Source organism: Rahnella sp. GSA61A, from assembly GCF_019969905.1.
Classification (GTDB): domain Bacteria; phylum Pseudomonadota; class Gammaproteobacteria; order Enterobacterales; family Enterobacteriaceae; genus Rahnella; species Rahnella aceris.
This window is the reverse complement of sequence record NZ_JAHXYO010000009.1, coordinates 161847-188078: the sequence shown is the minus strand read 5'-3', so window position 1 is coordinate 188078 and position 26232 is coordinate 161847. Positions and strand designations below refer to the sequence as shown.

Annotated in this window: 17 protein-coding genes and 4 pseudogenes; 18 read left to right on the top strand and 3 right to left on the bottom strand. The window is 49.3% G+C overall.

The window, feature by feature from the left end; all coding sequences use genetic code 11:
* Nucleotide 1: 1 nt before the first annotated feature.
* From LC431_RS13795 to LC431_RS13760, 8 genes and pseudogenes are all read left to right on the top strand, one after another.
* Nucleotides 2-928: a DUF4435 domain-containing protein gene (locus LC431_RS13795; RefSeq protein ID WP_223509990.1), complete on the top strand. Its 927-nt coding sequence runs from the start codon at nucleotides 2-4 to the stop codon at nucleotides 926-928.
* A gap of 440 nt (nucleotides 929-1368) precedes the next feature.
* Nucleotides 1369-2091 (top strand): annotated as a pseudogene (locus tag LC431_RS13790) (GPO family capsid scaffolding protein); the annotation flags it as partial.
* A gap of 43 nt (nucleotides 2092-2134) precedes the next feature.
* Nucleotides 2135-3079 (top strand): annotated as a pseudogene (locus tag LC431_RS13785) (phage major capsid protein, P2 family); the annotation flags it as partial.
* 58 nt (nucleotides 3080-3137) lie between these two features.
* Nucleotides 3138-3668, top strand: coding sequence for a phage tail protein I (locus LC431_RS13780; RefSeq protein WP_223509989.1), 531 nt, complete (start codon nucleotides 3138-3140; stop codon nucleotides 3666-3668).
* 14 nt (nucleotides 3669-3682) lie between these two features.
* A complete protein-coding gene (locus LC431_RS13775) occupies nucleotides 3683-6082 on the top strand; it encodes a phage tail protein (protein ID WP_223509988.1) in 2400 nt (799 codons plus the stop codon).
* A gap of 182 nt (nucleotides 6083-6264) precedes the next feature.
* Nucleotides 6265-6843 (top strand): annotated as a pseudogene (locus tag LC431_RS13770) (phage tail sheath subtilisin-like domain-containing protein); the annotation flags it as partial.
* 111 nt (nucleotides 6844-6954) lie between these two features.
* Nucleotides 6955-7818, top strand: a pseudogene (locus tag LC431_RS13765) (contractile injection system protein, VgrG/Pvc8 family); the annotation flags it as partial.
* Between the two features lie 82 nt (nucleotides 7819-7900).
* A complete protein-coding gene (locus LC431_RS13760) occupies nucleotides 7901-8119 on the top strand; it encodes a DNA-binding transcriptional regulator (protein ID WP_015689616.1) in 219 nt (72 codons plus the stop codon).
* Between the two features lie 417 nt (nucleotides 8120-8536).
* Here LC431_RS13760 and pflB read toward each other — a convergent pair whose 3' ends face one another.
* The 3 genes from pflB to ycaO form a co-directional block, all read right to left on the bottom strand.
* The gene (pflB, locus tag LC431_RS13755) at nucleotides 8537-10819 is read right to left on the bottom strand and encodes a formate C-acetyltransferase (RefSeq protein ID WP_013574828.1); all 2283 of its coding nucleotides are present in this window, start codon (nucleotides 10817-10819) and stop codon (nucleotides 8537-8539) included.
* A gap of 75 nt (nucleotides 10820-10894) precedes the next feature.
* The gene (gene focA, locus LC431_RS13750) at nucleotides 10895-11752 is read right to left on the bottom strand and encodes a formate transporter FocA (RefSeq protein WP_013574829.1); all 858 of its coding nucleotides are present in this window, start codon (nucleotides 11750-11752) and stop codon (nucleotides 10895-10897) included.
* Between the two features lie 498 nt (nucleotides 11753-12250).
* Nucleotides 12251-14014: a 30S ribosomal protein S12 methylthiotransferase accessory factor YcaO gene (gene ycaO / locus LC431_RS13745; RefSeq protein ID WP_112197640.1), complete on the bottom strand. Its 1764-nt coding sequence runs from the start codon at nucleotides 14012-14014 to the stop codon at nucleotides 12251-12253.
* A gap of 325 nt (nucleotides 14015-14339) precedes the next feature.
* Here ycaO and serC point away from each other — a divergent pair, with 325 nt between their 5' ends.
* From serC to LC431_RS13695, 10 genes are all read left to right on the top strand, one after another.
* Entirely contained in the window at nucleotides 14340-15425 is a 1086-nt protein-coding gene (gene serC, locus LC431_RS13740; RefSeq protein ID WP_037036024.1) for a 3-phosphoserine/phosphohydroxythreonine transaminase, read from the top strand.
* 104 nt (nucleotides 15426-15529) lie between these two features.
* A complete protein-coding gene (gene aroA, locus LC431_RS13735; RefSeq protein WP_037036023.1) occupies nucleotides 15530-16813 on the top strand; it encodes a 3-phosphoshikimate 1-carboxyvinyltransferase in 1284 nt (427 codons plus the stop codon).
* 196 nt (nucleotides 16814-17009) lie between these two features.
* Nucleotides 17010-17708 carry a (d)CMP kinase gene (cmk, locus tag LC431_RS13730; RefSeq protein WP_013574833.1) on the top strand — a complete coding sequence of 233 codons (699 nt, stop codon included), beginning with the start codon at nucleotides 17010-17012 and terminating at the stop codon, nucleotides 17706-17708.
* A gap of 156 nt (nucleotides 17709-17864) precedes the next feature.
* Nucleotides 17865-19538, top strand: coding sequence for a 30S ribosomal protein S1 (rpsA, locus tag LC431_RS13725; protein ID WP_015689619.1), 1674 nt, complete (start codon nucleotides 17865-17867; stop codon nucleotides 19536-19538).
* Between the two features lie 60 nt (nucleotides 19539-19598).
* Nucleotides 19599-19883 carry an integration host factor subunit beta gene (gene ihfB / locus LC431_RS13720; protein ID WP_013574835.1) on the top strand — a complete coding sequence of 95 codons (285 nt, stop codon included), beginning with the start codon at nucleotides 19599-19601 and terminating at the stop codon, nucleotides 19881-19883.
* Between the two features lie 241 nt (nucleotides 19884-20124).
* Complete coding sequence (locus LC431_RS13715; protein WP_255611216.1) at nucleotides 20125-22404, top strand: ComEC family protein; 2280 nt, start codon at nucleotides 20125-20127, stop codon at nucleotides 22402-22404.
* Nucleotides 22405-22442: 38 nt separating this feature from the next.
* Nucleotides 22443-24191: a lipid A ABC transporter ATP-binding protein/permease MsbA gene (msbA, locus tag LC431_RS13710; RefSeq protein WP_037036021.1), complete on the top strand. Its 1749-nt coding sequence runs from the start codon at nucleotides 22443-22445 to the stop codon at nucleotides 24189-24191.
* The gene (lpxK, locus tag LC431_RS13705; protein WP_217244256.1) at nucleotides 24188-25177 is read left to right on the top strand and encodes a tetraacyldisaccharide 4'-kinase; all 990 of its coding nucleotides are present in this window, start codon (nucleotides 24188-24190) and stop codon (nucleotides 25175-25177) included. Before msbA ends, lpxK begins: the two co-directional genes overlap by 4 nt.
* A 349-nt stretch (nucleotides 25178-25526) precedes the next feature.
* On the top strand, nucleotides 25527-25736 hold the full coding sequence (locus LC431_RS13700) for a cold shock domain-containing protein (protein WP_013574839.1): 210 nt from the start codon (nucleotides 25527-25529) through the stop codon (nucleotides 25734-25736).
* Between the two features lie 261 nt (nucleotides 25737-25997).
* A complete protein-coding gene (locus LC431_RS13695) occupies nucleotides 25998-26210 on the top strand; it encodes a cold-shock protein (RefSeq protein WP_013574840.1) in 213 nt (70 codons plus the stop codon).
* The last annotated feature ends 22 nt before the right edge of the window (nucleotides 26211-26232 follow it).

Below are 26232 nucleotides of genomic sequence, written 5' to 3'. Positions count from 1 at the left end.
TATGAGTGCTTCAAGACTTGACATGATGATGAATGCGATTAAGAAACCTTGTGTATTAAGGCTTCAATTAATAAAGAAAAAAAAGAAAGAGGATTTGTTATTTATTTTTGAAGGTGATGATGATTATGATTTCTACTTCAATGCAATAAAAGCATGCGGATTTGATAATGATTTTTGCCATATTAATGGTAAAGGTAAGGATCAGTCAGTAACTTTATATTACGAGCTTCTTAATGAAAGAAATATTAATTTAAAGAATACATATTTTTTTGTTGATCAAGATTACTCCGATGTGTGTCATCAAAGTGAGAATATAATGACATTGCCAGTCTATGCAATCGAAAATTTCCTATCTGATGAACGTGTAATTAGTCACTTTATAAAAACAACCTTCAAAATAGACGAAAAAAACAAAGATATTTTACATGATGTGATGAGCCTTTATGCCAAAGCAAAAGACAGTTTTTATTCAGGTATAAGGAATATCTCTATACAACTATATTTATCTCGTTTATGGGGTGTGGCCACTGAGTTTCCTAATAATGAAGAGCTTTTTGATAATATATCAAATGACAATGTCATTGTTAAATTCATTGAGATTCCTGAAGTTAAGGAAAGATTTGCATCGCTTACAGAAGATGAGCACTTCTTAGTAGGAGCGGTAGAGTCTTTAGATAAGGATCAGTTGACAAGAGGTAAATATGTATTTCATTTTGTCAGTACCTGGCTAATAAAAATAAAAAGATATGTTAATGAAAGAATACAAGCTTCAAATACTATGCTAATGAATTTGCCTGAAGGGGAAATGAAAAAGGCAACAGTTCCTTTGAAGTCAATACAGTATGATCACTCTCATCTCAGCATCGCTAAATTGAGTGTTGGTTGTAGAAAAGTCCCCCAGTTGAATCATTTCCTATCATTAATTTAGGTGAGCGTTTCTAAAAACCATCCAAGGCTAGGATGGTTTTTAGAATGCTAATTGTATCTTCGTGATACGTTAAGTTTGCATTTATGATGCATGCATTTGCATTTTAAATTGGGAGATTGTAAATCTTTCCTTGTCTAGGGGCATACAGCTTTTAATAGGGCATACACCTGCATTAAAACCGTCATGTAAAGCGGGCAGGCGTGGCGGGGATAGCATTGCGCGCAAACCCACTTTTTTATATTTATTCTCGCGCCTGAGCGCGCCGTGGTGGCTTTTTGTTGGTTCGGTCAGGCTTGAAGCTGTTCGGCGGGGACGCTCCGTATCGCGGCGCTCATGGCCTTGAATAGGGCGTAAAAAAAACCGCCATTGTCCCGGCGGTTATGATCAGTTTATCAGTGGTTGGTTTTAAAGTTCATAATCAGTAAACCTGACCACCTCCTTGCCGCATCAATCTGGAGCACATCAGAGGCTTATTACCCAGCGGTGACTTTAAGCGCCTCGGTGATGTCGTCGAACTGAAAGGCGAGAAAATTGATGATGATTCAGCCCTGAAAGGTAAGTGGGCACTATTTGCCAAAATCACCCCGACTGACGAGCTGGCCGCAATGGTCAAAGCGGGGCAGAAAATTTACACCTCCATGGAAATTCGCCCGAATTTCGCCAACAGCGGTAAAGCCTATCTGGTCGGTCTGGCCGTGACTGATGACCCCGCCAGCCTTGGAACGGAAATGCTCGAATTCAGCGCCCGCGCTAAGGTCAACCCGTTCGCCGGTAAGAAAGACCAGCCGGATGATTTGTTCTCCGTGGCCACCATTGCCGAGCTGGATTTCGAAGACCTGCCCGACAACCTGCTTACCAGCCTGACGGAAAAGATCAAAGGGATGTTCAGCACCAAACAGACCAGCGATGACGCCCGTTTTTCTGACGTGCAGGGCGCGATCACGGTCGTAGCCGAGGAATTACAAACCGCCGGTGAAACCACCGCAAAACGCTTCTCTGAACTGGAGCTGGAAATTACCGCGCTGAAAGGGCAGGTGAAAACCAGCGATGCGGCGCTTAGCTCGTTAAAAACCTCCCTCGACAGCACCGAAAGTTTCAAACAACCGAAACGCCCGGTCTCTCCGGGTGGCAACGGTGAAAGCACCTTTTTGACGAACTGCTAACCGGCGGCGTTCCCCTTTATTCCTGATAAACAGTGAGAGAAACATGCGTAAGAACACCCGTTTTAAATTTAATGCCTACCTGTCCCGTCTGGCCGAGCTGAACGGCGTCGATGTGGAGGATTTGAGTAAAAAATTCAGCGTTGAACCTTCTGTCACGCAGACCCTTATCACCACCGTGCAGGAGTCCTCAGAATTTCTGAGCCGCATCAATATGGTGCCGGTGGACGAACAGGAAGGTGAAAAAATCGGCCTTGGCGTGACTGGCTCTATTGCCAGTACCACAGACACCGACGGTGGCAGCGAGCGTAAAACCGCAGATTTTCAGGCGCTGGCTTCACGCAAATATAAGTGTGAGCAGGTCAATTTCGATTTCCATATCCGTTACAACACCCTCGATTTGTGGGCGCGTTATCAGGACTTCCAGACCCGTCTGCGCGATGCAATCGCTAAACGTCAGGCACTGGATTACATCATGGCCGGTTTCAACGGCGTAAGCCGCGCGGAAACGTCTGACCGCAGCAAGTTCCAGATGTTGCAGGACGTGGCTGTCGGCTGGCTGCAAAAGCTGCGTAACGAAGCGGCCGAGCGCGTGATGGATAAAATCACTGACGACACCGGCGAGGTGGTTTCCGCCACCGTGCGAATCGGTAAGAACGGTGATTTCGAAAATATCGACGCTGCGGTCATGAACGCCACCGATTTTCTGTTGGATGCGTGGCATTCAGAAGACCCCGGACTGGTAGTGATTTGCGGCCGCAAAATGCTTTCCGATAAGTATTTCCCGCTGATTAACAAGTCGCAGGAAAACAGCGAAAAACTGGCCGGAGACATTATCGTCAGCCAGAAACGCATCGGTAATTTGCCTGCGGTGCGTGTGCCTTACTTCCCGGACAATGCCCTGCTGATCACCCGTCTGGATATCTATGCCGCGCTGCATGTTGAAGGTGTGCAGCGGGTCGAACTCACGCAGCCGCTGGCCGATCTCGTACTGGATGACACACAGGCTTCATATTGTACTGAGTCCTCAATCACTATCGGGGGCACCGATGAGTAATGTGCGCCTGTTACCTGTGGGTTCTTCTCCGCTGGAGGTTGCCGCCGCTGCTGCCTGCGCCGAGCTGACCGCTGTCCCTGTGCCGCTGCGTGATTTATGGAACCCACAGACCTGCCCGGCAAAGTTCTTACCCTATCTGGCTTGGGCTTTTTCGGTTGACCGGTGGGACGAACGCTGGCCGGAGGCAACGAAACGCGGCGTGATCCAGTCTGCTTATTTCATCCATACCCATAAAGGTACCATCAGCGCGATCCGCCGGGTGGTTGAGCCGCTGGGGTACGTCATCAAGATTTCTGAATGGTGGGAAACCAACAGCCCGCCCGGCACGTTTCGCCTCGATATTGGTGTGCTGGAAAGCGGTATTACCGAAGAAATGTATCAGGAAATGGAGCGGCTCATTGCGGATGCTAAACCCGCCAGCCGCCACCTTGAGACGCTGACCATTATTCAGGATATCCCCGGCCATATTTTCGTCGGCGCACTTTCTTACGACGGCGACGTCATCACCGTTTATCCGGCCTAAGCAGAGGAAAACTTATGGCGACTTATAGAGCATTACTGACTACCGCCGGAGCGGCCAAAATCGCCGCCGCCACGGCAGGCGGAACGCAGGTCAAAATCACACGTATGGCCGTCGGTGACGGGGGCGGAAAACTCCCGACGCCTGACCCAAAACAAACCAAACTCGTTAATGAAGTTTATCGCGCCAATCTCAACCGGCTAAGCATCGATGCCAAAAACAGTCATTATCTGGTGGCCGAGCTGGTGATCCAGCCTGACGTCGGCGGCTTCTGGATGCGTGAAATGGGCTTATACGATGCTGACGGTGTGTTGGTTGCTGTCAGCAACATGGCGGAAAGTTATAAACCTAAGCTGGAGGAAGGGTCTGGCCGGTTGCAGACATTGCGCATGGTGCTCATCGTCAGCGAAATTGAGTCCGTCGCACTGAGCATTGACGGCTCCACGGTGATGGCCACAAAAGATTATGTAGACGATAAACTCTCCGAACATGAGAAATCCCGTAACCATCCCGACGGAACGCTGACGACAAAAGGTTTTGTGCAGCTTAACAGCTCGGTCAGCAGTACCAGCGAAACGCTGGCGGCGACGCCAAAGGCGGTGAAAGCGGCCAATGACAACGCCAATACCCGCGTACCTTCCGCCCGTAAAATTAACGGCAAGGCGTTAAGCGCAGACCAGAATCTCACCGCTGCGGATGTTGGGGCGCTCCCCGTTATCACGACGGTCTTGGGCGCGACCAACATCAACACGCTTAATCTGGAAAAGATTGGTCTTTATGTGCAAAGCACAGGAGCCAGTGCCACCGTCGCCAATGGCTATCCCGCAGGCTCACAGGCTGCGGGGGTACTTGAAGTCATGCCTGCGTCATGGACAGGCGGTGTATTGCAGCGTTATACGGTCCAAAACACCGGCATGGTGTGGACTCGGGCGTTAAATGCTTCGTGGAATGGGACTGACGGGCCATGGCGTGACTGGGTGCAAGTCAGCGCGGTGAATTCCGTCACGGTACCTTCGGCCATTCTGACAACCACGGATATCAATACTCTGGGCTTTGCCAGCGGAGTCGGAAGTGCCGCCCTGTACGCGCAGCCTAAAAATGCCAACGCCACGGCGGCGCTGCACTATCCGCAGGGCATCGCAGGCACGCTGTATGTCACGCCGAGCGCCTACGGCTGTCAGCAGATGTATGTCACTTTCACTGGCAATATCTGGAATCGAGGGCTGTCTGCTGACTGGAACGGTGCAGATGGTCCATGGAAAGAGTGGGTGCCGACGTACAGCGCGAATAACAAGCCCACCGCTGCCGACGTGGGCGCGTGGACGGCCGCGCAAAGCGCCGCCAGTGAAAAGGCGCTGGCGGATGAGGTGGCGACGGCCTTTAAAATCCGCCCGAATTTAACCGCGACAGACTCCCCAAACACTCTTCGCGGCAGTGCAATGTTTGGACATTATGGCGTGCCGGGCGCAGCAGCAGCGACCACGGAAAAAGGCTATCCGATGAACGGTTTTGTTGGTGTCATTTTCGTGACGTGGGGTCCGAATGCGACACAGCAGATAGCCTTTAACAATAATGGCCGACAGTTTACCCGAGCAGCTACCGGCGCATGGAACGGCGCAGATGGTCCGTGGTCTGCATGGGCCGAGGTATACAGCCCAAATAATAAACCCACTGCCGCCGACGTTGGCGCACTTCCTGCCGCTGGCACTGCGGCGGCGGCAACTAAATTAGCCACGGTGCGAAAGATTGCCGGTGTGGCGTTTGACGGTACGAAAGATATCGCGCTGAATGCAGATAATGTTGGCGCATTTCCCCGAAATGGCGGTGATGTCAACGGTGGCGTCACGGCTAATTTTCTCCGGGCGATAACCCTCCCGCAACCCGGAAACGGGCAAGGGACATATTTAGGCTGGAATGAAAGCGGTGGTCAGGGTGAGTCTAACTTTGTGAACAACAAAGGCGGCGGTGTAGGTGGCTTTCTTTTCCGCACCGTTAACCAAGCGAATTCCGTGCAAACGGGTTACGTCAGAATTTCCGGCACTGGAGACCTGAGTGCACAGGGTAATTTTTACACTGACGGTGGCGGAATTTATGAGATGGGGCAGCGGGTTTTCAGCCCCAACAACCGGCAACCAGTCAATGCGAATACCGCCAATCTCGGCGGTGGCTGGTGGCGGTGTGGTGATACCGGCATGATTAAGCAGTGGGGCGTCGTCAACAAAGGGAGTCGCGGCTGGTCAACGGTAAATTTCCCCATTCCTTTCCCGAGTACCTGCGTCAACGTTCAGGTAACGGCTATCAATGGCGGCGGCGGGACGTTCAACGACAACTTCGGCACGGCACAAATTATTAACAACGTCGGCTTCACCTGCGGGCAGGACAGCGCAGGCAGTTACTGGGAAGCCACCGGCTGGTAAGGGGATTAAATGAGTCACTATTACAGCGCAATCACCACAAGTCTTTATGTTTACAGCCCGCTCACCAATGGCTTTTATCCGCGAGAGCTGCGGGAAGTGTACGACGATGCAGGAAGCTGGCCTGATGATGGCATTGCGGTAAGTGATGTCGTATACCGTGAATACCAAAACCGGTCACCGTCGTGGTGCGCGTGGCGGAATCAGAAAACGAAGATGCGGAAGCCGCCGCCGCCGAGACCCTCTCTAATATCCTCGGCGGTGCCGGTGCCGACGGTAAATATACCGGCCTGAAAGCCCTGCTCACTGCCGAGGCGGACACTGGCGTCAAACCGCGCATCTTGGGTGTGCCGGGTCTGGACTCTCAGGAAGTGGCCACGGCGCTGGCCACGGTCTGCCAGTCGCTGCGCGCTTTCGGTTATATCAGCGCGTGGGAATGCAAAACGCTCTCTGATGCCATTAAGTACCGTGACAATTTCAGCCAGCGTGAACTGATGCTTATCTGGCCTGATTTTATTTCTTGGGACACCACGGCAAACGCCAGCTCTACCGCTTACGCCACGGCGCGCGCGTTAGGTCTGCGCGCTAAAATCGACCAAGACACCGGCTGGCATAAAACCCTGTCAAACGTTGGCGTTAATGGCGTGACCGGCATCAGCGCTTCGGTGTTTTGGGATTTGCAGGCAGCGGGTACTGATGCTGACCTGCTCAATGAGGCCGGTATCACGACGCTGGTACGCAAAGACGGCTTCCGCTTTTGGGGTAACCGCACCTGTTCTGATGACCCGCTTTTCCAGTTTGAGAGCTACACTCGCACCGCGCAGGTGCTGGCTGACACGATGGCCGAGGCGCATATGTGGGCGGTGGACAAGCCGATGACTATCCGGGCGCGCAGTGCTGACTTTCGCGGCACCCTGAACTCACGGCGTGAAATGTCTTACCACGACACTACGCTCGGTCAGGTGGTGGAGCAGATCGCCGCGCGCAATAAGCTGACGGCCAGCGTAGCCACGCAGTTAAACGCCATCAGTATTCCGCACATTGATCAGTCTCAGGAATCTGACGCCAAGTTTTTGACCCGTCTGGCCACGCGCAACGGGGCTGACGTTTCGGTGAAAGCCGGTAAGTTACTTTTTCTGAAAGCTGGAAGCGGCACTACCGCCAGCGGCAAGCCCATACCGACCATGACGATTGAACGTGCAGACGGTGACCGGCATCAGTTTGCCATTGCTGACCGGGGCGCTTACACCGGCGTAACGGCCAAATGGTTACACACCAAAGACCCTAAGCCGAAAAAGCAAAAGGTCAAAATCCAGCGAAAGCCCAAGTTTAAACAACTGCGCGCTCTGCAACATCCGAAGGCCAAACCAGCCGCCGTCAAAAAATCAGCGGCCACGCCGGAGGAAAAAGAGGGTGAATATATGGCAGGCGAAGCGGATAACGTGTTTGCACTGACAACCACCTACGCCAGTAAAGCGCAGGCCATGCGCGCAGCGGCGGCGAAGTGGGATAAGTTGCAACGTGGGGTGGCCGAATTCTCCATTAATCTGGCTATGGGGCGCGCGGATTTATACCCCGAAACGCCGGTGCAGGTTAAAGGGTTTAAGCGCGTCATAGACGACCAGTCATGGATTATCACTAAGGTGGTTCACTCACTCAGCAATAGTGGCTACACGACTTCCCTAGACCTCGAGGTAAGGCTTTCACAGGTGGAGTATGAGAGCGAAGAGGAAGAATGAATTATCTGATTAACTCGTTGTTTTATATGTATTTAGTGGCTAGAATTGCTGCATATTAAAGCGATTCATTGAGGTGATGATCATGTTCCATTGTCCAATTTGCAAACATGCGGCGCATACCCGTTCCAGCCGTTACCTGAGTGAGAACACCAAAGAGCGATACAATCAGTGCCAGAACATCAACTGCGGACATACCTTTAAGACGATGGAGTCATTCGACGGCTCAATTATGAAGCCGGGTCATATCAATGCGGTGTTGCCTCATCCCACCTCACACGGTCAACAAACCTTCCTCATGTAATCGTAGAAACAGAAAAGCCCCGCAAATTAAAATGCGGGGCTTTTTTGTCGTTAAATCTCGAAATGGTCAATATGTGGACGTAGTTTGAAATAAATCCTTATATTTCAATTAAATAAACCCTAAATTATGTCACCTTGAACTGACATTGCGGGTTATTCTCCATAGTGACCAATAAATAGCAGTCTACATGTGCGGATGCTGGCCTGGCAGAGATAAACTGGAAACCACAGGTTTATGATACCAGACAATCAATAAGGTTGATTGTCAGCAATGGCGGTACTGCTTTGCCAGAAGTCCACAACGTATAGCGCTCTGGCAAAACAGACTGTCGTACAGACAGTGCGGGCAGGGAGGGATGAAACAAAGGCTCCACATTGTGGAGCCTTTTTTATCAGACCAGATTACAAGGTTGAATTATTACAGGGACTTGGTGAAAGTACGGGTAATAACGTCTTGTTGCTGTTCTTTAGTCAGTGAGTTGAAACGCACTGCGTAGCCAGAAACACGAATGGTCAGCTGAGGATAGTTTTCAGGATGTTCCATCGCATCTAACAGCATTTCACGGTTCATGACGTTCACGTTCAGGTGTTGACCACCTTCGATGGACGCTTCGTGGTGGAAGTAACCATCCATCAGACCCGCAAGGTTGGCTTTACGCACATCATCGTCTTTACCCAGCGCATTTGGCACGATAGAGAAGGTATAAGAAATACCATCTTTCGCGTAAGCAAACGGCAGTTTAGCAACGGAGGTCAGAGAGGCAACCGCACCTTTCTGGTCACGACCGTGCATTGGGTTAGCACCCGGGCCAAACGGAGCACCAGCACGACGACCATCTGGAGTGTTACCTGTTTTCTTACCATAAACCACGTTAGAGGTGATGGTCAGAACAGACTGAGTTGCTACAGCGCCACGGTAGGTACGCAGTTTCTGAATTTTCTTCATGAAACGTTCTACCAGGTCACAAGCGATGTCATCTACGCGAGAATCGTTGTTACCGAACTGTGGATACTCACCTTCAATTTTGAAGTCTACAGCCAGGCCGTCTTCGTCACGGATGGTGCTAACTTTTGCATATTTGATAGCAGACAGGGAGTCAGCAGCAACTGACAAACCTGCGATACCACATGCCATGGTGCGATAAACATCGCGGTCATGCAGAGCCATCAGCGATGCTTCGTAGCTGTATTTGTCATGCATGTAGTGAATGATGTTCAGCGCAGTCACGTACTGTTTAGCCAACCAGTCCATGAAGTGATCCATGCGATCCATGACTTTATCAAAGGTCAGCACTTCATCCATCATTGGTGCTTCTTTAGGACCAACCTGGATTTTCATTTTTTCATCAACGCCGCCGTTGATTGCGTACAACATGGTTTTCGCCAGGTTTGCACGAGCGCCGAAGAACTGCATTTGTTTACCCACAACCATTGGGCTCACACAACAAGCGATAGCATAGTCATCGTTGTTGAAATCAGGACGCATCAGATCATCGTTCTCATACTGTACAGATGAGGTATCGATAGACACTTTCGCTGCGTACTTTTTGAAGTTCATTGGCAGCTTTTCTGACCACAGAATGGTCATATTTGGCTCTGGTGAAGGTCCCATGGTGTACAGGGTATTCAGGAAGCGGAAGCTGTTTTTGGTAACCAGAGTACGACCATCAACACCCATACCAGCCAGGGATTCTGTCGCCCAGATTGGGTCACCGGAGAACAATTCATCATATTCAGGGGTACGCAGGAAACGCACCATACGCAGTTTCATAACCAGGTGGTCAATCAGTTCCTGAGCTTGTTCTTCGTTCAGTTTGCCTGCTTTGATATCACGTTCGATGTACACGTCAAGGAAAGTAGAGACGCGGCCAAAGGACATCGCAGCACCGTTCTGAGATTTAACGGCAGCCAGGTAACCGAAGTAAGTCCACTGAACAGCTTCTTGTGCAGTTGTTGCAGGACCAGAGATATCGCAGCCATATTTAGCAGCCATTTCTTTAATCTGACCCAGAGCACGGTGTTGTTCTGAGATTTCTTCACGCAACTGGATGGTCATTTCCAGGTTTACGCCATTTTCCAGGTCGTCTTGCAGAGACTGGAATTGTGCGTATTTGTCGGCCATCAGGAAGTCGATACCATACAGCGCGACGCGACGGTAGTCACCGATGATACGGCCACGACCATAGGCATCTGGCAGACCGGTCAGCACACCAGATTTGCGGCAGTTCAGGATGTCTTTAGTGTAAACATCGAAAACACCCTGGTTGTGGGTTTTGCGGTAATCAGTGAAGACTTTTTTCAGTGCCGGATCCAGTTCACGACCGTAAACTTTACATGAACCTTCCACCATTTTGATGCCGCCGAAAGGGATCAGGGCACGTTTCAATGGCGCGTCAGTTTGCAGACCAACGATGGTTTCCAATGATTTGTTGATGTAGCCGGCATCGTGAGAGGTGATGGTAGAGGCAACGTCGGTATCGAAATCTACTGGAGCCTTAGTACGGTTCTCCAGTTTGATACCATCCATTACTTTATCCCACAGGGTGGTTGTCGCTTGGGTAGCGCCAGCCAGGAAGGACTCATCACCTTCATACGGTGTGTAGTTCTTCTGAATGAAATCACGGACGTTTACGCCATTCTGCCATTCACCAGCACTAAAACCCTGCCATGCGTTGGTCAATTTTTCATTGAGCTTGGACATTTTGCACCTACCTTCTAATTTGGATTTCTTTAAAAATCACGTGTAAAACTGTCGTAACAAGACTGCCACATTGTTTCAGTGGTGTTTCTCATCGCGAAGATATATGACCCAGTACGTTAACCCTACCAGCAAACCACCCCCAATGATGTTACCGATGGTCACAGGGATGAGATTGTCTATGATAAAGTTAGGGATATTAAGCTCTGCGAATTGTGCCGGTGTTGCCCCGACAGCCTGCCAGAATTCTGGTGTCGCAAAATTTTTCACTACGATGCCTAAAGGGATCATGAACATGTTAGCAATGCTGTGTTCAAAGCCGCTGGCGACGAACATGCCGACCGGTAAAATCATAGCGAACATTTTATCCATCAGACTGCGGCCGGAGTAACTCATCCATACCGCCAGGCAAACCATCAGGTTTGCGAGGATCCCCAGACATACGGCTTCGATAAATGTGTGATGCATTTTATGATCAGCAGTTTGCAGAACGTTCAGTCCCCACAAACCGTTATCAACCATGTATTCACCGGAGAACCAAATCAGAGCCACAAAGAATAAGCAGCCGACCAGGTTACCAATATAGACATTGACCCAGTTGCACGCCAATTGCCCCCAGGTGATTCGACCGCTGGCTTTCGCAATGACGATAAGTACAGTGGACGTGAACAGGTCCGCACCACATACGACAACCAGCATAAGACCCAGAGAGAAGCAGATGCCTCCAACCAGTTTTGCAAGGCCATAAGGGACGGTACCGGTGCCTGTAGTGGCGGTGATATAAAAAGCAAAAGCAATAGAAATAAAGACGCCAGCAGTAATGGCTAAAAAGAATGTTTTTAACGGCTGTTTGGTGGCTTTATAAACGCCAGCATCTTCAGCAATTTTCGCTGTCGCGGCGGGTAAAATGAGATCGAAGGGGTTGTCAGCTTTCACATTAACTCTCTTATTCAGGGCTATGCACTGCGCAACGAGATACTAGCAAAGCAGTATAACGTAAAAATTGACGTGGATCATATGAGGGGGTTTTTGGTGGTTTTTAATGGACTGCCAAAGGGGTGGTTTTATGGGTAATTAATTGAAAATAAACGAATAAAAAGATTTTAATTTTTGCAAATAAAGTTGAGAAAGCAAGCGTTTATTTTCAGATTTCAGTTAATACAAAGGATTCAGTGTTAATAAATATCGTTATTTTGATTTTATAAATTTCACTTTCAATTAACTTATAAAATAATTGCTATATTTTTCTCGCAAAAATGACAAGCGGGTATTATTTCGCGCGGAATTACACGTCATTTTGATGGTCGAGTCAAACTTTTGCGGACAAATACAGCAGCAGAAGCTTAGGATTTATAGTGAACTGATAGCGAATTTATAAACAAAAAAACCGACAGGAAATCCCGTCGGTTTTAATCGCTTCAAAGTGTCAGTGAATCAGGCTTTCGACCAGTGACGACGTTTGGCGACTTGCAGCTTTTCGTATGCACCAAGCAGCGCCTGATGGGCTGGCAAGGCCTTCAGCTCAGGGTCGACTGCAAACAGACTGTGGAAACGGACTTCTCCACTGATGGCCGCCGAAGCATCCTCAACTGCTTTCTGACCATACATTTTCACGAAAGCGTTGTAGTACTGGGCTGGCTCGCGATCTTCTTCCAGAGACAACTGGAGCAGGGTTTGCAGGCAACGGTAATAGTTGTTGCGCTCATCGCTGTACACCGAGGAATTGAACTCATGCGCCCATTCAGCCCAGGTCAGCGCCTGATCCAAATCACCACCGGCAAGAGCCAGCATAGATTTCAGCTCACCGACACGCAGCGTGTACCAGCCGTTGTCTTTGCCGCTGGCGATCCCCAGCAGTTCGCGAACGCGGGTAAAGTCATCCAGACCTTCATCGTCGAGTTGAGTGATCATCTCAAGATAGGTTTCTTTTGGCAGATCGCTGCCCGGCAACGCCAGCAGTTGATCACGCAAATGCGCGCCCATGCTGTTATTCGCCAGCAATAAATCTTCGGCAGGATAAATGTCAGACATGCCCGGAACGATAATGCGGCAGGCGTATACATCCAGATGTTCGTAATCGGCGATATACACTTCAGCATCTTCTTTATCAAAGATAGCCATCAGTGTCGCAAATTCTTCTTCAGTGGTACCGCTGAAACTCCAGTCTGCAAACGGATAGTCTGCGTCTTGTTTGAACATATCCCATGAAATCAGACCGCTTGAGTCGATGAAATGGGTTTCAAGGTTAGCGTGTTCAGCCACTTCTTCGTCGTCAAAAGTAGGCGCAGTGAATACATCCAGGTCTTTCAGGCTGCGGCCTTGCAACAGTTCCGTCACGGTACGTTCCAGTGCGACGCCAAAATCAGGGTGTGCACCAAAGGACGCGAAACAAGTGCCATTCGCCGGGTTGAACAGAACCACGCAAATGACCGGATAATTGCCGCCCAGCGAGGCGTCATAAGAAAGAATAGGGAAACCTTCTTCTTCCAGTTTGGCGATGGCTTCAACCACCCCAGGATAGCGTGCCAGAACCTCAACAGGGATTTCGGGCAGACTGATGGATTCTGCAATGATGCGGTTTTTGACATAACGCTCGAAGACTTCTGACAGCCCCTGAACCCGCGCTTCATTGGCGGTGTTACCCGCGGACATCCCGTTGGAAACGTACAAGTTGCCGATGATGTTCATCGGAATATAGACGGTTTGCAGATCGGACTGACGGGTAAATGGCAGAGCGCAGATACCACGATCAGGATTGCCTGATTGCAGGTCGATCAGATCACGGGCAACCAGTTCTTTATCGGCATCATAAAATGCGTGCAGGCGCTCATCCAGGATCCCGGCGGGCAGACTGTCGTCTTCCGGAAGCGGGAACCACTTCTCATTCGGATAATGAACGAAATCACCATTAGCGATTTCCTTGCCCAGATAGAAATCAGCGAAGAAATAGTTAGTCGACAGGCGCTCAAAATATTCACCCAAAGCAGATGCCAGTGCGGCTTTCTTGCTGGCGCCTTTACCGTTGGTGAAGCACAGCGGGCAGTCGCGATCGCGAATGTGCACTGACCAGACGTGGGGAACCGGATTCAGCCACGAAGCTTCTTCGATATTAAAGCCGAGATCGGTGAGTTTTTGTTGGAAGCGGGAAATGGAGTCTTCCAGCGCCGCGTCTTTACCAGGAATAAAAGTTTGGGTCATTGAGTTCACTTTTGAGCGTGCTAAAAACGTGCAATGATACGGGGTTTTGCACATTAGCTCCATGTATTCGTGTTAAGAATGTAATCGCTGTGTGAAGTCAAAGGCTTGAGTTTGAACACGCTGTTATACCGTGTGAAATTTGACGGTGCTTACACATATTATTCCGAAAAATCAGGGTTAAAAGGAGGAATGAACCTTGTGATCAACATCTCATCGCTGTTTATCAGGTCGTCATCAATAACCGTTGCAGACTGCTTGTCTCGGATGATAAAACCGTTAAATTAGTGACTACTATGTGACTGTCTCAGAGAAGTGGTGAGGGGAAATGACTCAGGTTTATAATTTTAGTGCAGGTCCGGCAATGATCCCGGCTGAAGTATTGCGTCGTGCGGAACAGGAACTTTGTAACTGGCACGGACTGGGTACATCGGTGATGGAAATCAGTCACCGTAGTAAGGAATTTATCCAGGTTGCTGAAGAATCCGAAAAGGATATCCGTGACCTGCTCAATATTCCCTCGAACTATAAAGTGCTGTTCTGCCATGGCGGCGCCCGTGCGCAATTTGCCGCTGTGCCAATGAACCTTTTGGGTGAAAAATCCTCCGCTGATTATATTGATGGTGGCTATTGGGCACACAGCGCAGTTAAAGAAGCCCAAAAATATTGCACGCCAAACGTGATTGATGTCACCACTACGATTGATGGTAAGCGTGGCATTCTGCCGATGAGCGAATGGAAACTGAGTGCAGATTCTGCCTACGTTCATTATTGCCCAAATGAAACTATCGATGGAATCGCTATTGATGAAATGCCTGATTTTGGCGACAAAATCGTGGTAGCAGATTATTCATCCTGCATTCTTTCCCGTCCGATTGACGTCAGCCGTTTTGGGGTGATTTATGCTGGCGCGCAGAAAAATATCGGTCCTGCGGGTCTGACCCTGGTTATCGTTCGTGATGATTTGCTGGGCAAAGCGCGCACTGAATTGCCTTCTATCCTCGATTATACCGTGCTGGCTGAGAACGACTCTATGTTCAATACCCCGCCGACCTTTGCATGGTATCTGTCAGGTATGGTATTCAAGTGGCTGAAAGAGCAGGGCGGTCTGCGCGAAATGGAAAAGCGCAATCGTGCAAAAGCCGAACTTTTGTATGGCGCAATCGATCGCACCGGCTTCTATCGTAACCCTGTGGTGGCGGCTAACCGTTCGTGGATGAACGTTCCTTTCCAGATGGCAGATGCCTCGCTGGATAAACTGTTCCTTGATCAGGCACAGGAAGCCGGTCTGCATGCACTAAAAGGCCACCGCGTGGCTGGCGGTATGCGCGCATCTATTTATAATGCAATGCCGATTGAAGGCGTAAAAGCCCTGACCGACTTTATGGCGGAGTTCGAAAAACGTCACGGTTAAGTGTGCTGGCTTTCAGGCTCGCAGAATGCTTCATTGAGAAGCCTTAAAAATGACCCCGGCTCAATGTCCGGGGTCATTTTATGAAAAGAAGAATTGGAGAAAGAGTGGAATCCCTGACATTACAACCCGTTGCGCTGGTTAACGGCAGCATCAATTTACCTGGCTCAAAAAGTGTTTCTAACCGCGCACTTTTACTGGCTGCTTTTGCACAGGGTACTACCCGCCTGACTAACCTGCTCGACAGCGATGATGTGCGTCATATGTTGACAGCACTCACTCAACTGGGTGTCACGCATCGTTTATCTGCATCCCGCACCGAGTGTGAAATCGATGGTCTGGGCACGGCTTTTTCCAATGCTAAAGGTCTGGAACTGTTTCTTGGGAATGCAGGAACCGCAATGCGTCCGCTGGCGGCAGCATTATGCCTGGGCGAACAGGATGTTGTACTGACCGGAGAGCCGCGCATGAAAGAGCGCCCGATCGGGCATCTGGTTGATGCGCTTCGTCAGGGCGGTGCGCAGATTGATTATCTGGAGCAGGAAAACTATCCGCCTTTGCGCCTGCAGGGTGGATTTAGTGGCGGTGACGTCAGTGTTGATGGCAGTGTTTCCAGCCAGTTTCTGACAGCGTTATTGATGACAGCTCCGCTGGCAGATAACGATACAACCATTCAGATTAAAGGTGATCTGGTTTCCAAACCTTATATCGATATCACGCTGAACCTGATGAAAACCTTTGGTATTGAAGTGGAAAACCACGAGTACCAGAGATTTAGCATCCAAGGACGTCAGCATTATGTGTCTCCGGGGGCATATCTGGTCGAAGGTGATGCCTCTTCAGCGTCCTACTTCCTGGCCGCTGCGGCGATCAAGGGCGGTACGGTTCGTGTGACCGGAATCGGCAAAAACAGCATGCAGGGCGATATTCGTTTTGCAGACGTGCTGGAAAAAATGGGTGCTACTATTCACTGGGCTGATGATTATATCGAATGTACCCGCGGTGAACTGAACGGCATTGACATGGACATGAACCATATTCCTGATGCAGCAATGACCATTGCTACCGCTGCCTTGTTTGCTGAAGGCCCGACAACGTTGCGTAATATTTACAACTGGCGTGTTAAAGAGACCGATCGCCTGACGGCGATGGCGACTGAGCTGCGTAAAGTCGGTGCAACAGTGGAAGAGGGCGAAGATTACATTCGTATTGATCCGCCTCAATCGCTGAAATTTGCCGAAATTGGCACCTATAATGATCACCGCATGGCGATGTGTTTCTCGCTGGTGGCGTTATCCGATACGCCGGTGACCATTCTTGATCCGAAGTGTACCGCAAAAACGTTCCCGGACTATTTTGACCGTCTGGCGGCAATCAGCACACTGGCATAGTTTTTCACTTGGTTGCCCGTGTATGAACGGACATCCCTGATGTCCGTTTTTTTGTTTTCAGGCTCAGAACCGTCCGCTTTTTAGCCAACTGAAAAATGTGGGGTAACAGTTGCAGTGAAGGCAGCGTATAATGCCGCTCCTGAATTAGTCCTGTGAGGCTAATGAAGCGGGCATACCCCACCGAAAGGAGACAAAAATGACGGCTTTAGCCCCGGTAATCACCGTTGATGGGCCAAGTGGTGCAGGTAAAGGTACGTTGTGTAAAGCGTTGGCCGAAGCCTTTAACTGGCATCTGTTGGATTCCGGCGCGATTTACCGCGTTTTGGCGCTGGCGGCTTTGCATCACCAGGTTGATATTGTCTCAGAAGAGGCGCTAGTTCCGCTTGCCGCACATCTCGACGTTCGTTTTGTGGCTCAGGATGGGCAGTTGCACGTTATTTTAGAAGGTGAGGATGTTACCCATGAAATCCGCACCGAAACGGTAGGCAATACTGCGTCTCAGGCGGCGGCATTTCCCCGCGTTCGTGAAGCATTATTGCGCCGGCAGCGCGCATTCCGTGATGCACCGGGCCTGATTGCGGATGGTCGTGACATGGGGACGGTGGTTTTCCCTGATGCACCGGTGAAGATATTTCTGGATGCCAGTTCGGAAGAACGTGCAAACAGAAGAATGCTACAGTTGCAGGAAAAAGGCTTTAGTGTTAACTTTGAACGGCTTTTAGCCGAGATCAAAGAGCGCGATGACCGTGATCGTAACAGGCCCGTCGCGCCTCTAGTGGCTGCTTCCGATGCGTTGTTGCTGGATTCAACCAGCATGTCCATCGACGAAGTCATCGAAAAAGCACTGGCTTATGCCACAGAAATTCTAGGATTGCCGCAAAAACAAACCCGGTAATCGAGCCTCACTCTGGTGCTGAAGAATATTCAGTGCCAGTTTTGGCTATAGTTTTTTTTAACCTCGCCGCAAGGATCTGTAGCGGGGCATTTGAAACAACCCCATCCAGCAGGAAGCCAGATGGACGTTAAACTTAAGAACCTAAAGATTATCAACATGACTGAATCTTTTGCTCAACTCTTTGAAGAATCCTTAAAAACAATCGAAACCCGTCCTGGTTCCATCGTTCGTGGTGTTGTTGTGTCTATCGACAAAGATATCGTACTGGTTGACGCCGGTCTGAAATCTGAGTCTGCAATCCCGGCAGAACAATTCAAAAACGCACAGGGCGAACTGGAAATCCAGGTTGGCGACGAAGTTGATGTTGCGCTGGACGCTGTTGAAGACGGCTTCGGTGAAACTCTGCTGTCCCGTGAAAAAGCTAAACGTCATGAAGCTTGGATCACGCTGGAAAAAGCTTACGAAGAATCTGCAACTGTTACCGGTGTTATCAACGGTAAAGTTAAAGGCGGTTTCACTGTTGAGCTGAACGGTATTCGTGCGTTCCTGCCAGGCTCACTGGTAGACGTTCGTCCTGTTCGCGACACGCTGCATCTCGAAGGCAAAGATCTTGAGTTCAAAGTCATCAAACTGGACCAGAAACGCAACAACGTTGTTGTTTCCCGTCGTGCAGTAATTGAGTCTGAGAACAGCGCAGAGCGCGATCAACTGCTGGAAAACCTGCAGGAAGGCATGGAAGTTAAAGGTATCGTTAAGAACCTCACTGACTACGGTGCATTCGTTGATCTGGGCGGCGTTGACGGCCTGCTGCACATCACTGACATGGCTTGGAAACGTGTTAAACACCCAAGCGAAATCGTTAATGTTGGCGATGAAATCACTGTTAAAGTTCTTAAATTTGACCGTGAGCGTACCCGTGTATCACTGGGTCTGAAACAACTGGGCGAAGATCCTTGGGTCGCTATCGCTAAACGTTACCCAGAAGGTACTAAACTGACTGGTCGCGTTACCAACCTGACTGATTACGGCTGCTTCGTAGAAATCGAAGAAGGCGTTGAAGGTCTGGTTCACGTTTCTGAAATGGATTGGACTAATAAAAACATCCACCCATCTAAAGTTGTTAACGTGGGCGATGTTGTTGAAGTTATGGTTCTGGATATCGACGAAGAACGTCGTCGTATCTCCCTGGGCCTGAAACAATGCAAAAACAACCCATGGCAGCAATTCGCAGAAACCCACAACAAGAACGACCGCGTTGAAGGTAAAATCAAGTCAATCACTGACTTCGGTATCTTCATTGGTCTGGACGGCGGCATCGACGGCCTGGTTCACCTGTCTGACATCTCCTGGAACGTTGCAGGCGAAGAAGCAGTACGTGAATACAAAAAAGGCGACGAAATCGCAGCTGTGGTTCTGCAAGTTGATGCAGAACGTGAACGTATCTCCCTGGGCGTGAAGCAACTGGCTGAAGATCCATTCAATAACTACCTGTCTGTTAACAAGAAAGGTACTATTGTTACTGGTAAAGTTACAGCAGTTGACGCCAAAGGTGCTACAGTTGAATTAGCTGGCGGCGTAGAAGGTTACCTGCGCGCTTCAGAAGCTTCTCGCGACCGTATTGAAGACGCAACTCTGGTTCTGAGCGTTGGTGATGAAGTAGAAGCTAAATTCACCGGTGTTGATCGTAAGAACCGCGTAGTAAGCCTGTCCGTCCGTGCTAAGGACGAAGCTGACGAGAAAGATGCAATCGCTGTTGTTAACAACAAACCAGACGAAAGCAACTTCTCTAGTGCTATGGCTGAAGCGTTCAAAGCGGCAAAAGGCGAGTAATGACGGGGGGCGGCTCAGTCGCCCCGAAACGGTAGTTTAGCTGCAAAGCTTGGAGGTACTATGACCAAGTCTGAACTTATTGAAAGACTTGCTGGCCAGCACTCTCATATCCCGGCGAAAGCTGTTGAGGATGCAGTGAAAGAGATGCTTGAGCATATGGCTGCAACCTTGGCTGATGGTGAACGCATCGAAATCCGTGGGTTTGGCAGTTTTTCTCTTCACTACCGTGCTCCGCGTGTTGGGCGCAACCCTAAAACTGGCGATAAAGTCGAGCTGGACGGCAAGTACGTTCCTCACTTTAAGCCAGGGAAAGAGTTGCGTGATCGCGCGAATATTTACGGCTGAGGCTTTCGCCTGAACGTAAATGTCTGCCTATAGCGAACGTAAAGCGGCACCTCTCGGGGTGCCGTTTTTTTTTGCTTTATGACGAATAAGTTCCCCCCCTCTTTCAGTTGCGATCATAAAATTTTTGCGTAACGTCACGCAGCGTTTTGCTTTCCTGGTTGCTCCTTCTTTGCATGAAAATCATACTCCGGCACGAAAACATGTCTGATGAACGTGAAGGGAGTAAAACATCAAAATTTCACTGGACGAGGCTGCTTTAGCGGTTATTGCAGGGATGTTGCCACTGCTTATTTTTTCCCAACTTCCTTCGGCTATTCATCTGGTCACGCTGTGTCTTTGCGCCTCATGCTGCTTCAGATTTCATCACAAAATATTCAGCCTGATAGCGATCGGCCTGCTGAGTTTCAGTTGGGCCTCGTTTCAGGGCGGTATTCAGCTCGATCAGATTTCAGCGCTTCAGGGCACAAAGCGTCATGTTATCGCCGTGGTAGAGAGTATTAATCTCGGGAGCACCAGTACATCTTCTGTACTCTTCAAAATAGAAAAAGCAGAAGGAAAAATAATTTTCCCGCCGGTCATGTTCCGCACTAAATGGGACAAGACAGAGGGAGAACTGTTAGCGGGCCAGCGCTGGGATATGATCGTCAGTATGCGGCCCGTCCACAGCTTGCTGAATGAAGGCGGATTTGATGCCCAGCGTTGGGCGTTGGCTCAGCATGCACCTCTGACAGCAACTGTCCGTAACAGGCAGCTATTAGATGCCAGAAGTTCGCTTCGTCAGCAATTTATTCAGCGGTTGCAGCAGAAGATGCCACCGATGGAAAATACGCCCGTACTGATTGCACTGGCTTTTGGCGAAAAAGGATTAATACAGGCTGCAGACAAGCTAATGTTACAACAGACTGGCATCGCGCATCTGGTGGCGATATCAGGCCTACATATCGGAATTGCGGCGTTATTTGGATGGTGGCTGGCGCGTGGATTGCAGTATCTGCTGCCGGTAAAACTGATTGACTACCGCTTTCCGTTATTCGTGAGCGGCGTTTTTCTGCTGTTCTATACCTGGCTTTCCGGAGGCAATGCACCTGCGCTGCGTGCAACGTTTGCGGTGTTGATGTGGATCCTGCTGCGTCTGTTCCGTGTCCGCTGTCATCCGTGCCAGATATGGCTTTGGGTGGTGGCTATGCTTCTGCTGGTCGACCCTATGAATTTATTGTCCGACAGCTTCTGGTTGTCATGCTTCGCGGTGGGGGCTCTGGTTTTCTGGTTCCAGTGGGTGCCTCTTCCTGCAATGTTTCAGCAGGCATGGTATTGGGCATTGTTTCGCTGGGGGCATCTGCAGGTGGGAATGACACTTCTTCTGTTGCCCTTACAGGTCTGGATTTTCCACGGCGTAAACGTCTTCTCGTTTCCGGCCAATATGTGGGCAGTTCCGGTTGTTTCATTGATCACAGTCCCGCTGGTATTACTGGCCTTGTTGACGAACGTCGCGCCCTGCGCATTGATGGATAACGCACAAGCTCTGCTTTGGCAACTGGCGGATGCCACATTGAGATTGGCTTTGTGGGGGGTAAAAGCATTACCGGGCGGTTGGATCCCATTGGGTGAGTCATTTCTGGCCGTGAGCCTGATGGGATGGCTGGTGCTTCTGTGCTGGCGGATTTGCCCGTTGAGATATTGTCTTTCACTGTTGCTGTCTCTTTTTGCGATCTCTTCTGTCTGGCTGAACAGAAATCCATCGGAGCGCTGGCGGGTTGATATGCTTGATATCGGACATGGCTTGTCTGTTCTTATCAGCAAAAACGGCCGGGGCATTCTTTATGATACCGGCAACCGTTGGGAAGGGGGCTCAGCCGCTGAACAAAATATTATCCCTTATTTAAATTGGAAGAATATTCAGCTGGAACAGATAATTATCAGTCATAATGACATGGATCACCGGGGCGGTTTGGCCCCGTTACAAAACCGTTATCCTGCCGCCAGCGTTCGTGAAAGTGCTTTGTCGGATCAGCATCATCTGAAATGCATAGCAGGCGAGCAATGGCGCTGGCAGGGGCTGGATTTTAACGTTTTGTGGCCGGATAAAATGTCAGAGGATGCAGGGAATAACGACAGCTGCGTTATCCGCATTGATGACGGTTCATTCAGTTTGCTCCTGACCGGAGATATTGAAACTGAAACAGAAAAAGCGTTAGTCAGGAAGTGGCGGAGCGAACTGCAAGCCACTGTACTTCAGGTTCCTCATCATGGCAGCAATACGTCATCGACACCTCCATTTTTGCGGGCAGTTAAGCCGGTTATCGCACTGGCGTCCGCATCCCGTTTTAATAAATGGCATCTGCCGGCACATAAAGTTGTTAGCAGATACAACAAAGCGCACTATGACTGGCATTCAACGTCTGAATCGGGTCAACTCAGCCTCTTCGTTTTTGATGATTATTGGACAATTAAAGGCTTACGTGAGCAATTAATCCCCCGTTGGTATCACCGCCAGTTTGGAGTATCTACAGATAATGAGTAGAATAGACCGCTATTTCTTTCGATGCTGGTTGATATTGCATGATGAACGATAAAGATCTCTCCACATGGCAGACATTTCGTCGCCTTTGGCCGATGATCACACCTTTTAAAGCCGGGCTGATCGCTGCGGCTATTGCGCTGGTCGCAAACGCCGCCAGTGATACTTTCATGCTGTCTTTGCTGAAGCCTCTGTTAGATGACGGTTTTGGTAAAGCTGACCGCTCGATCCTACTCTGGATGCCATTGGTCGTTATCGGTCTGATGGTTGTGCGTGGGGTCAGTGGCTACATTTCGAGTTACTGCATTTCATGGGTTTCGGGCAAAGTGGTGATGCATATGCGTCGTCGTCTGTTTGGTCACATGATGAGAATGCCCGTAGCATTCTTTGACCAGCAATCTACCGGTACTTTACTTTCCCGTATCACCTATGATTCCGAGCAGGTGGCGTCTTCATCATCCAGTGCGCTCGTGACCGTCGTACGTGAAGGTGCGTCAATCATTGGTCTGTTTGTCATGATGTTCTATTACAGCTGGCAGCTTTCTGTAATCCTGTTGGTGATTGCGCCGATTGTTTCTGTTGTTATCCGTGTGGTGTCTAAGCGCTTCCGTAATATCAGTAAAACAATGCAAAACACCATGGGACAGGTGACGACCAGCGCGGAACAGATGCTCAAAGGTCATAAAGAAGTGTTGATCTTCGGTGGCCAGAAAGTTGAAACCGCGCGTTTTGATAAAGTGAGTAACCGTATGCGCCAGCAGGGTATGCGTATGGTTTCCGCTTCTTCAATTTCAGACCCGATTATTCAGTTGATCGCCTCTCTGGCATTGGCATTCGTGTTGTATGCGGCAAGCTTCCCGTCCGTGATGGAAACGCTCAGCGCGGGTACTATCACCGTTGTGTTCTCTTCTATGATTGCCCTGATGCGTCCGCTGAAGTCCCTGACTAACGTGAACTCCCAGTTCCAGCGCGGTATGGCCGCTTGTCAGACGCTGTTCTCAATCCTGGATATGGAACAGGAAAAAGACGAAGGGAAACTGGAAGTCAAACGCGTTAACGGAAATGTCGAATTCAAAAACGTGACCTTCACTTATCCGGGGCGCGATATTCCTGCTTTGCGTGATATTTCCTTTAACCTGCCGGAAGGTAAAACCGTTGCACTGGTTGGCCGCTCAGGTTCCGGTAAATCGACTATCGCGAATTTGCTGACCCGTTTCTATGATATTCAGGAAGGTAAAATCCTGATGGATGGTCATGATCTGCGGGAATATACCCTGTCGTCATTACGTGATCAGGTGGCACTCGTTTCTCAGAACGTCCACCTGTTCAATGATACCATTGCCAATAACATCGCTTACGCCCGTACGGATATGTACTCCCGCGAAGAAATCGAAAAAGCGGCGACGATGGCTTACGCGATGGACTTTATCAGCAAAATGGATCAAGGGCTGGATACGGTCATTGGTGAAAATGGCGTTCTGCTCTCTGGTGGCCAGCGTCAGCGTATCGCAATTGCGCGTGCCTTGCTGCGTGACTCGCCGGTTCTGATCCTTGATGAAGCGACATCTGCCCTTGATACTGAATCTGAGCGTGCTATTCAGGCTGCACTCGACGAACTACAGAAAAACCGCACATCCCTGGTGATCGCACACCGTTTATCCACTATTGAAAAGGCCGATGAGATTCTGGTCATTGAAGATGGTTGCGTGGTGGAACGTGGTTCACATACGAGCCTGCTCGAAGAGCGTGGTGTTTACTCACAGCTGTACCGGATGCAGTTTGGCCAATGATTGAGCGCATCTGGTCAGGGAAATCACCGCTATATCTGTTACTCCTGCCTCTTTCATGGTTGTACGGGTTAGTTTCAACTTTGATCCGTTACAGCTATAAAACGGGGCTTAAAAAAAGCTGGCGGGCTTCGGTGCCTGTCGTGGTGGTCGGAAATCTGACTGCCGGAGGTAATGGTAAAACGCCGGTGGTGATCTGGCTGGTTGAAACACTCCAGCAGCATGGTTTTCGTGTTGGAGTCGTTTCGCGCGGTTATGGTGGCAGGGCTGAGCACTATCCCTTATTGCTGACGGAGGCGACGCCCACCACGCAGGCAGGTGATGAGCCAGTGCTAATATTTCAGAGAACCGGGGCACCGGTTGCGGTGTCTCCGGTTCGCTCTGATGCGGTGAAAGCATTACTTGATGGAAATGAGTTAGACGTTATCATCACGGATGACGGATTACAGCATTATGCACTTCAGCGTGATATCGAAATTGTTGTGATCGACGGAGTCCGCCGTTTTGGTAATGGTCACTGGTTACCTGCAGGACCTATGCGTGAAAGAGAATCTCGTTTGCGTTCAGTGGATGCGGTTATTACCAATGGGGGCACAGCCCGTCCTGGTGAGTTAGCGATGTTCTTGCAACCTGGCAAAGCGATAAATTTGGTCACAGGTGAACAGTGTGATGCTTCTGCATTGAAAAATGTGGTTGCGATTGCCGGCATCGGGCATCCACCGCGTTTCTTTTCCACGTTGAAACAGCTAGGGATAAATGTACAAAAGGAAGTCGCTTTTTCGGATCATCAGGCTTACACCTCCGGACAACTGTCAGCTGTGAAGGCACCAGGACAGGTCCTTCTGATGACTGAAAAGGATGCAGTAAAATGTCGTTCTTTTGCTCAGCCAGACTGGTGGTATTTACCGGTTGACGCCAAAATCGAGGGTGACCAGGCTGAGAAACTGCTCCAAAGAATAGCTGAGCTTATTTTGCAAAAGATGCATTGATACAGCAAAAACAGACCGTTTTCGCGCCTCTGATAAAAATTTACGTAAATCTAAAGTTTCAATCTCCCTGATTTTAAAGACTAATATTCACCGTTAATGTTTAACGTCAGAATAATTGCGCAACGTGACTTGCTATTGCTCTGCACTTATGAGTAAATGCTTGCAGCCTGTGTTGCAGCGCTATTTATGTATGAGTGTAGAGTAAAGCAGTTCCTCCCAGACGTTATCTCTTTCCCGATGATTCCGCTTCCAAGACGAACCTTCTAAGTCCTCCCCATAAGTAATTGTCTGAACTATTGGCTAGTATTGCCGAATGGCAGGATTTTATATTTTGTAAAAGGTTTTAAATATGTCGAAGAAAAATGGTCAGGTTAAGTGGTTCAATGAAAGCAAAGGTTTTGGTTTTATTGAGCAGGCTGATGGCGGTAAGGATGTATTCGTACATTTCTCTGCAATCGCAACCGATGGTTTCAAAACTCTGGCCGAAGGCCAGCGTGTAGAATACACCATTCAGGATAGCCCGCGTGGTCCTGCTGCTGCTAACGTTATTGCACTCTGATAAGAGACAAACGTGATGATATGAAACAACGTTAATCGCTAATCATGTCAGCAGAGTAAAACCCGCCGGATGGCGGGTTTTACATACCTGAAAAGGTAAATACGGCGTTTATAAGACGTCATGAAAGTTGTAAAAGTAGTCGTTAAAACTAATTCGCTCATTAGAGGTTTTTTATAAAAAAATAACTTAGCAATGGGCAAACGCATCCGAACAATAATAAAAAAGTGTGTTCATGGATGCCCAAAAGAAAGGATAGAAATTATGATGTTAAAAATGGGTTTAGTTAAATGGTATAATCAGGCTAAAGGCTACGGTTTTATTTGCCCGCTTGATGGTTCTTCTGAAATTTATGTTCAGCGTACTTCCATCGCCAATACAGGGAATAAATCTCTGAGTGCCGGTCAGAAGGTGGAGTTCACCACTTACCGCAGCGTAACACATGGCCCTTCCGCGGCTGATGTTATTGCTTTCTGAGTCCGGTTTTGTTGTTCACCGT

Coding starts and splice junctions, on each gene's coding strand:
- LC431_RS13795 (WP_223509990.1), top strand. CDS start 2: ATGAGTGCTTCAAGACTTGACATGATGATGAATGCGATTAAGAAACCT.
- LC431_RS13780 (WP_223509989.1), top strand. CDS start 3,138: ATGAGTAATGTGCGCCTGTTACCTGTGGGTTCTTCTCCGCTGGAGGTT.
- LC431_RS13775 (WP_223509988.1), top strand. CDS start 3,683: ATGGCGACTTATAGAGCATTACTGACTACCGCCGGAGCGGCCAAAATC.
- LC431_RS13760 (WP_015689616.1), top strand. CDS start 7,901: ATGTTCCATTGTCCAATTTGCAAACATGCGGCGCATACCCGTTCCAGC.
- pflB (WP_013574828.1), bottom strand. CDS start 10,819: ATGTCCAAGCTCAATGAAAAATTGACCAACGCATGGCAGGGTTTTAGT.
- ycaO (WP_112197640.1), bottom strand. CDS start 14,014: ATGACCCAAACTTTTATTCCTGGTAAAGACGCGGCGCTGGAAGACTCC.
- serC (WP_037036024.1), top strand. CDS start 14,340: ATGACTCAGGTTTATAATTTTAGTGCAGGTCCGGCAATGATCCCGGCT.
- cmk (WP_013574833.1), top strand. CDS start 17,010: ATGACGGCTTTAGCCCCGGTAATCACCGTTGATGGGCCAAGTGGTGCA.
- rpsA (WP_015689619.1), top strand. CDS start 17,865: ATGACTGAATCTTTTGCTCAACTCTTTGAAGAATCCTTAAAAACAATC.
- ihfB (WP_013574835.1), top strand. CDS start 19,599: ATGACCAAGTCTGAACTTATTGAAAGACTTGCTGGCCAGCACTCTCAT.
- msbA (WP_037036021.1), top strand. CDS start 22,443: ATGATGAACGATAAAGATCTCTCCACATGGCAGACATTTCGTCGCCTT.
- lpxK (WP_217244256.1), top strand. CDS start 24,188: ATGATTGAGCGCATCTGGTCAGGGAAATCACCGCTATATCTGTTACTC.
- LC431_RS13700 (WP_013574839.1), top strand. CDS start 25,527: ATGTCGAAGAAAAATGGTCAGGTTAAGTGGTTCAATGAAAGCAAAGGT.
- LC431_RS13695 (WP_013574840.1), top strand. CDS start 25,998: ATGATGTTAAAAATGGGTTTAGTTAAATGGTATAATCAGGCTAAAGGC.